Genomic DNA, 12,468 nt, shown 5'->3' on the forward strand with positions numbered 1-12,468 from the left:
GTCTGTCTCCCGGTCAGTCGGCGGCGGGTCGGAAGGTCACGTTGTCCCCGTCGGCGGTGGCGACGCCCGTGACGGTGAACGCGTTGTCGTCCTTGAACGGTGAGCTGCCGCCGAAGTAGGTGGTAGTGCCACTGGCCTCCACCCTGCCCTGGGTCTCGGTCGGGGTGGAGACCTGGGCGCTGGCCGGGCCGGTGAGTTCGACGGCGAGTTTCGGGTACTCCAGGATCTTCCAGGTGATCTTCTGGGTGGAGCCGCCGTAGTAGCGGAACGGGCAGCCCGGCGGAGCGGCGACGGTCTGCTTGACGCACTCGTCCAACCAGGCGCGTACCTGCGCCTCGACGGCCTCGGTCGCCGCCGGCTTGAGCACCGGCGCCAGTTGCAGGACGGCGGCGGTCTCCCCCGGGCCGACCAGCATGGTCGTGCTCGGCGTCTCGCTGAGCGCACTGGACGGGCCGGTAGCGGTGTAGCCGCCGGGCAGCAGGACCAGCGGGGCACCCTCGGTGGCGACCGGCAGCTCCACCCCGTTGAGCCGTACCCCGGGGTCGGCGATCGCGGCGTTGAGCGGGGTCGGCCCGCCGCTCAACCGCCAGCCGTGGAACAGCCCGGCGGTGGTCTCGTCCTCGCGGCGCAGGGTGAGGGTGGTGGTCTCCCGCGTGTCACCCAGCCGGTACGCCACTGTGGCGGTGGCGCTGTCGCCGTCGCGCTCCAGCGAGCTGATCTCGACGTCGGTCGGTGGTTGGTAGCCCTTGCCGCGCAGCAGTTGAGCGAGCAGCTTGGTGTCGGTGTCGCTGCCCTGGTCGGTCAGGTAGCCGAGGGCGGCGTCGCTGTCCCGGTCGGCGAGCGCGGAGAAGTAGCCGTCGATCGCCGCCTCGGGCCGGAAGAACGCCCACTGCACCACGCCGAGTCCGCTGGTGCCGAGGCAGGCGGCCACTGTGAGGGCGCCGACCAGCAGCCAGGTGCGGCGGGTGCCGACCGGACCGGCGGAGTTGAACAGCCGGTCGACGGTGACGAGGTCGGGCGCACCGGCCAGCGACGCCCGCTCCAGCGCGTCGAGCCGCAGCTCGTGCGGCGGGTGGGTGGCGCAGACCGCCTCGTCCCAGCCGCTGCGGCCGGTCTCGAAGGACAGCCGCCGTTCCAGGATGCGCCGCAACCCGTCGACGTGCCCGGTGAGCACGGCGCCGAGGTCGGCCCGGTACTCGGCCGCCCGCACGTCACGGGCGTGCAGCGGCAGCACCACGTACCGCATGGTGAGCAGCACCGGCCAGAAGAACACGAAGACCACGAAGTTGGTGCCCGGGTGTGGGAACGTCCGCATCAGCCAGGTCGGCAGGGCGTGCGTGAGGGTCAGCGGCAGGCCGACACCGCGGACGAAGGCGCTGGTGATCTCGTCCCCGGTGCGCCAGTGCACCAGCTCGTGGCTGAGCAGCGCGGCCACCTCGTCGTCCGGTTCGGTCAGCACTGCGGTGGTGACCACCACGTGTCGGGCGTACGTGCGGGCGTTGCTCAGGACCGGGTCGTCCTCCATGAGCAGCCGGGGCACGCTGGGCAGACCGAGTCGTCGGGCGCAGTCGTCGAGGATGGGGCGCAGCCGCGCGTACTCGCGGCGGCTGGGCTGGCGCGCGCCTGAGACGACAAGCAGGCGGGGTTCGAGCAGCACCCGGTAGAGCGTGTAGAGGACCCCGATCAGCGCCGCCGCGACGACGGTGCCGATCAGGCCGGTGAGCAGCGCGAAGGGCTCGTCGGCGACGCCCATCCAGGGCAGGGCCAGCACGGCGAGGAAGCCGACCAGGAAGCCGATGGCGAAGCCGGCGACGCCGCCGAGCAACCCGCCGGAGCGGGTCAGGAACGCCTCGACCAGGGAGCCGATCAGCGGGGCGTCGCGCAGCACCTGGGGCACCTGGTCGTCGGCGCCGGTCCCGACGGCGAAGAGCCCGACGATGCCGAACGTGAGACCGCCCCAGACCGCCAGGAGCAGCGCGACCGGCAGGTAGAACCAGGTGGCGAGGAACGCGCCGAGCACGCCGCGCCAGTCCCGCAGGATCCCGGCGCGCAGCCAGACCAGCGCGCTGGGGTAGCCCGGTGGGCGGTCGGCGAACCCGCCGGTGGGCGGCGGGGTGTCGGCCGACGGCGGTTGGGCGGCCCGGACGTCGAGCTGCGGCACGGTCGGCGGGGTGTTCTCCGGCGGCACTGTGGGCGGCTCGGTCATGAGCGCTGCTCCTTCTCGGAGGATGGCGTCCACTGTCGGGGATGGACAGCCGGAGCAGGCTATCGAGGACGTCTGATGTCTGCCACACCGTTTGGCGGGATCGTCGCGCACCCGACACTCAGCGTCGCGGGTGCGGTGCGGCGGTCCCCTCCGGGACCACCGCACCGCACCGGGTCAGAGCGCGAGGCAGTTGGGTCGCACCGGGCCGTCGACCAGGGCGCCGCGCACGATGGTGTACGCCGTGCCGTCGAGCACCAGGCCGAGGTGCCCCACCACCCGCAGCGGGCAGTACGCCTGGACCAGCACGTTCGTCGCACCGTCGTTGACGGCGGCGTTCCCGGTCGGCCGGACCAACTCGTCCTGCAGGGTGCGGATGGTGGTGTAGCGCACCGCGCCCGGGGTGTCGTCGCCGGCGTTGAGGTCGGCGAGGAACGCCGAGCCGATGGTCATCTGTTGGCAGGCCACGACGCCGGCGCAGCTGCCCAGACCCAGGAACGCCACGATGTTGGCGACGTACGTGCCGTACTGCGGTGTGCCCAGGCTCACGTACCGACCGACGGTGGCGGTGCCGCCGAGCCGCTTGAGGTAGTACCGGCTGACCAGGCCCCCTTCGGAGTGGGCGACGACGTCCACGCTCGCCGCGCCGGTGCTGGCGCGGACCTGGTTGACGTAGCCGGCGAACGCGCGGGCCGAGGTGGGGATGTCACCGAGGCCCAGCCCGGGCAGCTGGTAGATGAAGGCGCGGTAGCCGTCGGCGCGCAGGCGGGCGGCGATCGGCTCGTACGCGACGGCGATGCCGCTGAGCCCGCCGACCACGATGACGGGGTTGGCCCCCGAGGCGGCGAAGGGTGTCGTGGGGGCGGCGGTGGCCGGGGCGGGTTCGGCGGGGGCGGCGGTCGCTGTGGTGGTGGACGCGAGCAGCGCGGCGGTGGCGAGGGCCAGGACGAGGGCGGTCTTTCGGAGCAGCATCGCTGCACCTCCGGGGGGAGGCACCCGGCGAACCGGGCAGGTGGGTGGGGGTGTCCGGTCGACCGTGCGACGATCATCCCCGCAACAATTCAGAAACGTCAATGACTTGTTACGCGCCGGTAACCCGTTGTTCCGACGGAGGCGTAAACGGGCATACCGCCACGCTCCATATCGGACACCGACGGTGGCTGGCATGCTGTGGCCGTGGCCGTCGACGAACCCACCGAGCGCGAGCTGCGGGTGATGCCGTGGTGGCTGGTCCTGGTCGGCCTGCTGGTCGCCATCGCCCTGGGCTGGCTGGTGCTGGACCTGCTACTCACCGAAGCCGACCGGGCCAGCCAACCGGACACCCGCGCCACGCTGCGCATCGACGCGATCCGCACCGGCCTGACCGTCGTCGCCGGCACTGGCGGCGGGCTCGCGCTGCTGCTCGCCGCCCGCCGCCAGTGGATCACCGAACGCGCGCAGCGGCACCAGGAGAGCGTCGCCGCACGGGACCAGGTGCACCGGGACCGGGTGCAGGCGCACGCCGAGGCGGTGGCCGAGGCCGCACAGCGCCACCAGGACCGGCAGTCCGGGGCCGCCGAGCACGACGCGGCGGAGCGTCGACTGACCGAGCTCTACACCCGGGCTGTCGAGCTGCTCGGCAACGACAGCGCGGCGGTACGCCTCGGCGGCCTGCACGCGCTGGAGCGCCTCGGTCAGGACAACCCGGGGCAGCGCCCGACGATCGCGGCGGTGCTCTGCGCGTACCTGCGGATGCCGGCGCCCGACGGCGAGCCGCGCGAGACGGAGGTCCGGCGCAGCGCGCAGCGGGTGCTGACCCGACACCTGCGCGCGGACGACGCGGCGCACTGGCCGGAGCTGAGGCTCGACCTGGCCGGCGCCGCGCTCATCGACTTCGACGCCGCCGGCTGCACGCTCGTCGACGCGAACTTCACCGAGGCGGTGTTCACCGGTACGACCACCTTCGCGGGCGCGACGGCGCGGGGGCGTCTGCTACTCGGGGCGGCGACCCTCGACGAGGTGGTCTTCGAGGGGCTCGCGGCCGACGGCGAGGTCATCCTCGACGACGTTCGCGTCGGCGGTGGGGCCAGCTTCGACGGCGCCGCCCTTCCCGGCGGCCTGTCCTGCCGGCGAGCCAGCTTCACCGGCCCGACCTCGTTTCGCCGGGTGACCTTCGGCCAGCCGACCAGCTTCGACGCCACCCGCTTCGAGGACGCCGCCACCTTCCGGGGGGCCGTCTTCGACGGCGCCCTGTCGATGGAGCACACCGAGTTCGGCCGGTCGGCCACCTTTCACTCGGTCCGTTTCACGAACATGGCGCTGTTCCGCTGGACGGCGTTCGGCGCGGAGGCGCTGTTCGACCGGGCCCGCTTCGTCGACGCCGCGAACTTCGGCCGGGCCCGGTTCCACGGCATGGTCAGCTTCCGTGACACACAGTTCAGCCGGCCACCGCAGGTCGAGCAGGCCCGGGCGGTGGCCGACAGTGGTCACCGCTGGCCGGCGGGCACGACTGTGGAACGCCTCGACGACGAGTGGCTGCTGCTGGTCGACCGCTGACCGGGTCGGACGGGGCGTCAGCGCGGCGTGGCCGGCGGGCGCAGGCCGTCCAGGGCCACGCCGAGCACCCGGTCGCGCTGCTCGGGTGAGGGGAACTGGGCCATGGTGAGGCCACTGATCAGCCGCACCACGTCGTCGAAGCCGATGTCGTCACGGACCACACCGGCGGCCTGTCCGCGACGCATCAGCGGCTCACCGGCGGAGAAGATCTCCGTGCGGCAGCTGGCGAAGATCTCGGAGTCGTGCAACAACTGCTCGGCGAGCGCCCGCTTGGTGGCGACGTACGCGACGAAGCGGTGCAGCCAGGCGACGAACGCGTCCCAGGGTGGCAGCTCGGCCAGGCCCTCGGCGGAGTGGCAGAGAGCCCGGACCTCCTCGACGTAGACGGCCTCGAACAGGTGCCGGCGGGTCGGGAAGTTGCGGTAGAGCGTGCCGATGCCCACGCCGGCCCGACGGGCCACGTCCTCCAGGGAGGCGGCGGCGCCGTGCTCGGCGAACGCCTCGCGGGCCGCCGCGATCAGGGCGTCGTAGTTACGCCGCGCGTCGGCCCGCTTGGGCCGCTGGGCGAAGACCTCGGGCGCCTGCCCCGCACCGGTCATGACGTGCGTCACCTCACCCTGGTTGCATCCGGAGGAGACCCTCCGCTAGCTTAGTGGAGGCACCCCTCCGGAATCCCGGAGGCCTGCCTCCGGTTACCTTACCTCGGGACCCGCCCGATCGCCGCCTGGCCACCCCGATCGCCCGGACCCCGACAGACCACCCCGTCGTAGACGACGGGCGACAAGCCTTCATTCCCGTACGTAATCAGGGAGTTCTCTCTCGTGGCAGTGACCTCCCGACGCGGCTCGCGTCGGCTCACCTTCACCGTGCTCGCGGCCGGCGCCGGGTTCTTCGCGATGCTCCAGTCGCTGATCACCCCGGTGCTGCCGACCATCCAACAGGACCTGCACACCTCCCAGAACACAGTGACCTGGGTCCTGACCGCCTACCTGCTCAGCGCGTCGATCTTCACGCCGATCCTCGGACGCGTCGGCGACATGGTCGGCAAGGAGCGGATGCTCGTCGTCTCGCTCGCCGCCCTCGCCCTCGGCTGCCTGCTGGCCGCCATCGCGCCGAACATCGGCGTGCTCATCCTCGCCCGGGTCGTCCAGGGCATCGGCGGAGCGGTCTTCCCGCTGTCGTTCGGCATCATCCGCGACGAGTTCCCGGCCGCACGGGTCTCCACCGCGGTGGCCGCCATCTCGGCCATCGTCGCCGTCGGCGGTGGCCTGGGCATCGTGCTGGCCGGCCCGATCGTCAGCACGCTGGACTACCGCTGGCTGTTCTGGATCCCGATGGTCGTGGTCGGGCTGACCGCCGTGGCCGCGCACCTGTTCGTGCCCGAGTCGCCGGTCCGTACCCCCGGTCGCATCGACTGGCGCGCCACACTGCTGCTCTCCGGCTGGCTGGTCGCGCTGCTGCTGCCGATCAGCCAGGGCGCCACCTGGGGCTGGACCTCCACCCGGGTGCTCGGTCTGCTGGCGCTGGCAGTGGTGCTGCTGGCCGGTTGGCTGGTCGCCGAGGTGCGCTCGGCCAACCCGCTGATCGACATGCGGATGATGCGCCTGCCCGGCGTCTGGACCACCAACCTGGTCGCCCTGCTCTACGGCGCGTCGATGTTCTCCGTGTACGCGTTCCTTCCCCAGTTCCTGCAGACCCCGACCATCGCCGGCTACGGCTTCGGCGCCAGCATCAGCCAGGCCGGTCTGCTCATGCTGCCGATGCTCGTCGCGATGTTCGTCGCCGGCCTCGTCGCCGGGCGGCTCCAGGCCGTCTTCAGCGCCAAGGCGCAGCTCGCCACCGGTGCCACCTTCAACGTGGCCGCCTCCGCGATGCTCGCCACCGCGCACGACACCCGCTGGGAGGTCGCCATCGCCGGTGGCCTGGTCGGCCTCGGCATCGGCCTGGCCTTCGCGTCGATGGCCAACCTGATCGTCGCCAGCGTGCCCGCCAGCCAGACCGGCGTGGCGACCGGCATGAACGCCAACATCCGCACCATCGGCGGCGCGATCGGCGCCGCCGTGGTCAGCGGCGTGATCACCGCCAACCCGCAGGCCAACGGCCTGCCCCGGGAGGCCGGCTTCACCATGGGGTTTCTCGTCCTCACGGCGATCGCCCTGGCCGCCGCGCTCGCGGCCCTCGCCGTCCCGTCCGCCCGGCGGCCGTCGGCCGGTCGCCGGCCGTCCGCCACGACGATCGTCGAGTCGGAGCTAGCCGGCGAGTTCGCCACCATGCCGGCGACCCGCTGAAAGTTCGCGTCGCAGCCCGGGCGGTTCGCCGCCCGGGCTGCTCCCTGTCCAGGAGTACGCTGGCCGCTCCCCCACCCACCGACCGTCGTCTTTCAGGATGCGCCCATGTCCGAGTTGCTTACCGCCGACCGCATCGAAGAGATCGGCTCCCTGGGCCTCAAGAGCTTCGACCCGGCCGCGCTCGTCGCCGAACTGGTGGGCGCCGTCGACGAGGGGCGCGTCGCGGACCCCCACGACACCGGGTACGCCCTGCTGGTCGCCGTGGACATCCTGGAACAGGCCGGTGACCTGGCCGACGCGCTCGCCCTGGCCACCCGCGCCATCGCCGAGCAGCCGGACGACAACGCGTACCCGCGAGCGGTGCGTGGCGGCCTGCTGCTGCGCCTCGGGCGCACCGACGAGGGCATGGCCGACCTGACCGCACTGCGTCCGCTGTTGGAGACCGACCCCGCGGCCACGTACCTGATCGACGAGCTGGCCGAGTCCGGCCACGCCGACACGGCGTTGGCATGGCTCACCGAGGCGCTGGACGCCATCCTGGAACGGACCCGGACCCAGCAGTACGCGTCCGAGGACGCCCAGGACGAGGCTGCCGCCATGCTCTACGGCCTGGCCCAGCAGCGGCACGACCTGCGCGAAGAGCAGGGCCTACCCCACGACGAGTACGACAACCTCGCCGACCGGCTGCGCGCCGCGAGCACCCACGCGCTCGACGCCCTCGACGACGGCCCGGCGACGCTGCTGTTCTGGCCGAAGGCGGAGTTCACCGCGCTGCTGCTGCGCTGGCCCACCCTCGTCGACAGCTTCCCCGCCACCTGGGACGAGCACCGCGCCCAGCTCGAACGCGCCCTCGTCGACGCCTCCGGGATGGGCGGCATCGACCTGGGGGTGGTCGTCGGCACGGCCGCCGGCCTGGCCGCCTTCGCCGAACGCACCGGAAGCGACCCCACCAGCGAGGAAACGCTCGACGAGTACGCCGACAGCCTCGACGAGGCCGGCGTAACCGCCTGGCCGCCCGGCCGCAACGACACCTGCTGGTGCGGGTCCGGCGCCAAGTACAAGAAGTGCTGCCTGCCGCGCTCACGCGGCTGATCGTCCCGAGCGCGCTGACCCCGACGTATGGTCGATGCGTCCGTTCGACTCGACGATGAAGGCGATGGCGTGACCACACACGAGCAGCACGAGACGGTCGAGGACAGCCCGGTCGGCTGGGTCGCCAGCCACATCCGGCGCTACGTGCGGACCGACGGCGCCGACGGGGGCACCTTCCACGGCGTACCCTCGCTGCTGCTCACCACCCGCGGACGCCGGTCGGGCACGCTGCGCCGCACGGCCCTGATGTACGGGCGCGACGGCGACAACTACCTGCTGGTGGCGTCCAACGGCGGCGCGGCCACGCACCCCGCCTGGTACCTGAACCTGAGCGCCGACCCGGCGGTGGAGATCCAGGTCGGCGCGGAGCGGATCACGGGTCGAGCCCGGACCGCGACCGGCGAGGAGCGCGTCCGGCTGTGGCCGGTGATGACGAAGGTCTTCCCGACGTACGCCCGCTACGCGAAGGAGACCGACCGCGAGATCCCGGTCGTCGTCATCGAGTGTGATTGATGCGCCTCATGGCTGGTGAGGGCTAGGGTGACGGCAGGTAAGCACCCCACTCCGGCAAGGAGGACCGTCGTGCGCCGCATCATCACCGCCATTGCACTACTCGGGCTGTCACTCTCCATCATGCTGGCGCCGACGCCGGCAAGCGCGGCGAGCAGCGTCGACGTCACCTCCGCGACCCTTGTCGCACGAGGCGTCGCCGTGGACATCACCCTCACCGTGACCTGCCCAGCCGGCCTGTCCGGCGCCACCGAGCTGATCGTCCGGCAGCGGTCGGGCGACAGGGTCGCCTACGCGTCCGGCTGGGCGCCCCTCAACAGCTGCACCGGCGAGCCGCAAGCCGTGACCGGGCGAGCGTGGGTGGAAGGCGGCGGACTGGTCCTGCACAGGGGTGTCGCGCTGATCAGCGGTGGCTTCGAACTGTGCAACCAGGACGTCTGCGACTACCCGACCTTCGAGCAGACGTTCCGCATCACTCGCTGAACCGTCGAAAACTCTAGCCAGGAAAGCGGATGACCGGAAGGTCGCCGCCATCGCCGTACGCCTTGCCCTCGCTGGTCAACACCGAGGCGTCGTGCTCCAGGACAGCCATCACGGCGGCGGCGAGGTCAACCCGACCGGTAACGAGGCGCCAGTACGCCAACTCCTGCCAGTCCTCACCCCAGGTGGGCAACACCGCGCAGGCGGGACGTTCGAGCAGTCGGCGCAGCAGCTCGCGATCGCCCGGATCGTCCACCACCGCCAGCACCTCGGCCGCTACCACCGCCGGCACACCGAACCGGACCCCGTCGTGGGCAACCTCGTGGATGGGTTCGGCGACATCCATGGACCCGGCCACGTAGGCGAGCAGCGCGGACCGGTCCAGTATCAGCCGGACCGACGGCGCTTCGGGACTCGTCACGCCGCCGGAGCCTGGCTGCCCGAGCCGTCGAGCATCTCCGCTGCCGCTCGGCGGGAACGGTCCCGCAGCGCGGCGCGTCGACCAGGTGACCATTCCTGCTCGACCTGAGCGCGCTGGGCCCGTGCGCGAGCCTGTCCCTCCGCTGTCACGGTCATGCCCCGGCGAGCGAGCTCGGCGTCGAGATCCTCAGCCCGCATCCGCGCCCGGATCGTGTCGACTACGTACGCGCTGGCGTTGGGCTCACGCTCCAGGCGCTCCGCAACGTCCTGCGGAAGCGAGAACGACTTCTTGCTCACCGATCCGGTCATACCACGGAGCCTATCGGATCGCACCACCCATCCACAGCGACACGCGGCCGGCAGGTCCTCCCACTCAGGCGTGAAGTGCTCGGTCACCCGTGTTCAGTTTCCCAGCGCTCGAACCTTGGCGATCGTCTCCTGCACGTGCTGCTTGGCCGGGTCACCACCCTGGGACGCCTGAGCGAGCGCCTGACGGTACGAGTCGATCATGCCGACGAGCGGACCAGCAGCCACACCCTCCAGCGCACCGGCAACGAGTGCTCGCGCCTCGGCCGCGTCCTGTGCTGCCGCTGCGGTCTTGGCCCTCGCCTCGTCCAGCTTCTGCGACGCCGCCGCCAACCTCGCGATGATCTGTGCTGCGCTCACGCAAACCTCCCCGTGATCGACCATCGCCTCCACCACCGCACCGGCGGAGACCACATGGGAGCGTACGAGATCCGCGCACCCAGCGCGACCGGCCGCTCGCTCCCGCGTCAATCCGTGGGAAGTGGATGCCCCAAGCGAGCGACTCGGACGGAGTTTGTCCACGAGACCTCAACCGGGCCGGAAGGCGACCTAGATCTTGGACACTTTCCGTTACGCGCGAACGGAAAGTGTCCAAGATTGGAGCAACGCGGGACCAAGAGGCGCCCGGGGCGGTCGGACGTTCAGCGTTCGGCAACGAAGACCCCGACTTCAATGAAACCGAGTGGATCATGACCGCCGGCGGGTCAGGACGGGCCGGCCAGACCGGCGGGCCAGGCAGCGCGTTACGGCGACGGCGGGCCGTTCTGGGCCCGGGTGATGAGATCGTGCAACGGCTTGGTGCCGCTGCCGACCATCACACCGGTCACGACGGCGTCGACCCAGACTGCCACGCCGTTCCAGTCGGCTCCGGCCACCGCGTGCAGAACGTAGAACCCGCCGGCGCTGGACGCCACTGTGGCCAACCCGCTGGCGAGGCCCCACGCGACGATGGTGCGGTTCGCCTTCGCCCGCGCGACCTTGGCGGTGGCCACGGCGACCGCCTCGAGATCGGCCTCGGTGGGGCCGCCGACCCGGCTGGTCACGTCGGTCACCGTCCGGGACAACGCGGTCTCGGCGGCGCGTCCTGGCAGCCACCGTGAGAACGGTTCCAGGATCCGCTCGACCGCTGCGGCGAAGACCAACAGGGTGAGGAAGACACCTGTGGTGTCCTCGGGCTGGATCTTCGCCGCGGACGCGCCGCTGCGCCAGAGCAGCCAACCGCCGGCCGCGCCGACGGCAATCAGCCCGAAACCCGCGACCACCGCGCCCGGGCCGGCCTGCTGGGAGGCGGCGATGACCGACGACCCTGGCTCGGAGCGAGGCGTCGCCGTGCCGGCGGCAGCATCGGCGTTGACGGGCGAAGCGGCAAGCCCGCCCTCTGCCGGCATCGGCTCAACCTGGGTGGACGTGTATCCCTGCAATTCCCTGACCAACCTTTCGACCTGCCGCTCCCAGAGACGTCGGGGCGTGACGGTCCAGACCCTCGGCAAGCGGTTTGCGCACCGACTGCGCACGGGGCGCGAGACTACGGCACCGAGGCGAACACAGTGGACCCGCAGGGACAAGCGGTCTTCGGCAAGATCGACACGGGTCTCAGGATGTCGGGGTATCCCACCGGTCCGGACACCCCGGTTTCCGAGTGGATCTGACGACCGGCTGCGCGGCGCAGCGCAGACCGGATGCCAGATCGGTCATCAGCGCAGGCCGCGGACCATCAGCAGGTACGCGCAGTAGGCCATCGGCACCACCAGGAAACAGATCAGGAACCCGAGCGGCAGGTACCGCGGCGGGGTGCCGGCGACCATGGCCGGCCGCCCCCAGCGGCCCAGCACCAGGTACCCGCCGAAGAACGCCACCGCCGGCAACCCCGCGCAGATCCACGCGCCGAGGGTGAACCCGTCCACCAGGCCCACCCCGGAGGCGAGCACCAGCATCAGCACGAGCACCCCGGCCGCCGCGCCGCACCCGGCGTAGACGGCTACCGCCCGGGCCAGCGGCGACCACGTCGGCAACAGCGCCGGCCGCTGGGCCAGCAACTCCGCCTGCTGCCCGTGCCGGTCGGCCTCGTCGGCCATCCGCCGGGCCATCTCCAGCTCCACCGCCGGGTCGGCCGTGGCCACGCGCTGCGCGGGCACCCCGCCGCCCACCGGGCTCACCGCCGTCGGCAGCGCCAGCCGCGCCTCCCCCGCCGGCAGCTGGGGGTACGCCCCGACCCCCGCCCGCCCCGGCGCGCCGGCTGCGCCGGCGGATCCCCCGTCCCCGGTTCCCGGCACTGTGGGAGCGCCGGCAGCGAAGGGCGGGCCGGAGCTGGGAGCGGTGGGCGCCCCGACGCCGGACGGCGGGCCGGGCCAGGCGGCGGTCTCGCCTGGCGTCCGGGTTCCCTGTCCCGCACCTGGGCCTGGGCCCGCCCCATGGCCCGCACTAGGGGCAGGGGCGGCGGATGGCTGGTCGATGCCGATGGCGCGGCCGAGCTGGTCGAGGCGCTGCCCCTGGGCGGTCAGCCGTTGCTGGAGGTAGTCGACGGCGGCGTGCAGGTCGCGGCGGCGCGCGGAATCGGCGGCGGCGTGCTGTTCCCCCGCGCGGTGCTGGGCGGAGAGTTGCCGGGCCAGCGCCGCGTACTCCTCGAAGGACACT

Annotated in this window: 13 protein-coding genes; 5 read left to right on the plus strand and 8 right to left on the minus strand. The window is 72.2% G+C overall.

The features are described 5' to 3' along the window. Positions 1-13 precede the first annotated feature (13 nt). A complete protein-coding gene (locus ABZ794_RS22595) occupies positions 14-2,206 on the minus strand; it encodes a M48 family metalloprotease (RefSeq protein ID WP_357517388.1) in 2,193 nt (730 codons plus the stop codon). Between the two features lie 174 nt (positions 2,207-2,380). Next, on the minus strand, positions 2,381-3,175 hold the full coding sequence (locus ABZ794_RS22600; protein WP_238690678.1) for an alpha/beta fold hydrolase: 795 nt from the start codon (positions 3,173-3,175) through the stop codon (positions 2,381-2,383). Positions 3,176-3,379: 204 nt separating this feature from the next. Between ABZ794_RS22600 and ABZ794_RS22605 the strand changes: the two genes are divergently transcribed. Beyond that, positions 3,380-4,738 carry a pentapeptide repeat-containing protein gene (locus ABZ794_RS22605; protein ID WP_357517390.1) on the plus strand — a complete coding sequence of 453 codons (1,359 nt, stop codon included), beginning with the start codon at positions 3,380-3,382 and terminating at the stop codon, positions 4,736-4,738. A 17-nt stretch (positions 4,739-4,755) separates the two neighbouring features. Here ABZ794_RS22605 and ABZ794_RS22610 read toward each other — a convergent pair whose 3' ends face one another. Next, the gene (locus ABZ794_RS22610; RefSeq protein WP_210786224.1) at positions 4,756-5,337 is read right to left on the minus strand and encodes a TetR/AcrR family transcriptional regulator; all 582 of its coding nucleotides are present in this window, start codon (positions 5,335-5,337) and stop codon (positions 4,756-4,758) included. A gap of 222 nt (positions 5,338-5,559) precedes the next feature. Between ABZ794_RS22610 and ABZ794_RS22615 the strand changes: the two genes are divergently transcribed. The 4 genes from ABZ794_RS22615 to ABZ794_RS22630 all read left to right on the plus strand — a co-directional run bounded on the left by ABZ794_RS22615 (position 5,560) and on the right by ABZ794_RS22630 (position 9,111). Beyond that, a complete protein-coding gene (locus tag ABZ794_RS22615) occupies positions 5,560-7,026 on the plus strand; it encodes an MFS transporter (protein WP_210786225.1) in 1,467 nt (488 codons plus the stop codon). 105 nt (positions 7,027-7,131) lie between these two features. Further along, positions 7,132-8,118, plus strand: coding sequence for an SEC-C domain-containing protein (locus tag ABZ794_RS22620; protein ID WP_357517392.1), 987 nt, complete (start codon positions 7,132-7,134; stop codon positions 8,116-8,118). Positions 8,119-8,187: 69 nt separating this feature from the next. Continuing rightward, complete coding sequence (locus ABZ794_RS22625) at positions 8,188-8,631, plus strand: nitroreductase family deazaflavin-dependent oxidoreductase (protein WP_307850664.1); 444 nt, start codon at positions 8,188-8,190, stop codon at positions 8,629-8,631. A gap of 69 nt (positions 8,632-8,700) precedes the next feature. Further along, complete coding sequence (locus tag ABZ794_RS22630) at positions 8,701-9,111, plus strand: hypothetical protein (RefSeq protein WP_357517394.1); 411 nt, start codon at positions 8,701-8,703, stop codon at positions 9,109-9,111. Positions 9,112-9,124: 13 nt separating this feature from the next. Here ABZ794_RS22630 and ABZ794_RS22635 read toward each other — a convergent pair whose 3' ends face one another. The 5 genes from ABZ794_RS22635 to ABZ794_RS22655 all read right to left on the minus strand — a co-directional run bounded on the left by ABZ794_RS22635 (position 9,125) and on the right by ABZ794_RS22655 (position 12,467). Further along, positions 9,125-9,454 (minus strand): hypothetical protein, encoded by a 330-nt coding sequence (locus ABZ794_RS22635; RefSeq protein ID WP_247670158.1) that lies wholly within the window; start codon positions 9,452-9,454, stop codon positions 9,125-9,127. A gap of 71 nt (positions 9,455-9,525) precedes the next feature. Beyond that, positions 9,526-9,837 carry a hypothetical protein gene (locus ABZ794_RS22640; protein ID WP_210786230.1) on the minus strand — a complete coding sequence of 104 codons (312 nt, stop codon included), beginning with the start codon at positions 9,835-9,837 and terminating at the stop codon, positions 9,526-9,528. A gap of 93 nt (positions 9,838-9,930) precedes the next feature. Further along, positions 9,931-10,194: a DUF6244 family protein gene (locus ABZ794_RS22645; protein WP_210786231.1), complete on the minus strand. Its 264-nt coding sequence runs from the start codon at positions 10,192-10,194 to the stop codon at positions 9,931-9,933. A gap of 383 nt (positions 10,195-10,577) precedes the next feature. After that, complete coding sequence (locus ABZ794_RS22650; RefSeq protein WP_357517397.1) at positions 10,578-11,222, minus strand: hypothetical protein; 645 nt, start codon at positions 11,220-11,222, stop codon at positions 10,578-10,580. Positions 11,223-11,528: 306 nt separating this feature from the next. Further along, positions 11,529-12,467: a hypothetical protein gene (locus ABZ794_RS22655; RefSeq protein WP_357517399.1), complete on the minus strand. Its 939-nt coding sequence runs from the start codon at positions 12,465-12,467 to the stop codon at positions 11,529-11,531. Position 12,468: the final 1 nt, after the last annotated feature.

It is taken from the genome of Micromonospora sp. NPDC047187 (assembly GCF_040643355.1).
In the GTDB taxonomy this organism is placed as follows: domain Bacteria; phylum Actinomycetota; class Actinomycetes; order Mycobacteriales; family Micromonosporaceae; genus Micromonospora; species Micromonospora salmantinae.

What these genes read in the sequence shown, in the direction of transcription:
- ABZ794_RS22595 (WP_357517388.1), bottom strand. Translation starts at nt 2,206, where the DNA reads ATGACCGAGCCGCCCACAGTGCCGCCGGAGAACACCCCGCCGACCGTG.
- ABZ794_RS22600 (WP_238690678.1), bottom strand. Translation starts at nt 3,175, where the DNA reads ATGCTGCTCCGAAAGACCGCCCTCGTCCTGGCCCTCGCCACCGCCGCG.
- ABZ794_RS22610 (WP_210786224.1), bottom strand. Translation starts at nt 5,337, where the DNA reads ATGACCGGTGCGGGGCAGGCGCCCGAGGTCTTCGCCCAGCGGCCCAAG.
- ABZ794_RS22620 (WP_357517392.1), top strand. Translation starts at nt 7,132, where the DNA reads ATGTCCGAGTTGCTTACCGCCGACCGCATCGAAGAGATCGGCTCCCTG.
- ABZ794_RS22635 (WP_247670158.1), bottom strand. Translation starts at nt 9,454, where the DNA reads ATGGATGTCGCCGAACCCATCCACGAGGTTGCCCACGACGGGGTCCGG.
- ABZ794_RS22640 (WP_210786230.1), bottom strand. Translation starts at nt 9,837, where the DNA reads ATGACCGGATCGGTGAGCAAGAAGTCGTTCTCGCTTCCGCAGGACGTT.
- ABZ794_RS22650 (WP_357517397.1), bottom strand. Translation starts at nt 11,222, where the DNA reads ATGCCGGCAGAGGGCGGGCTTGCCGCTTCGCCCGTCAACGCCGATGCT.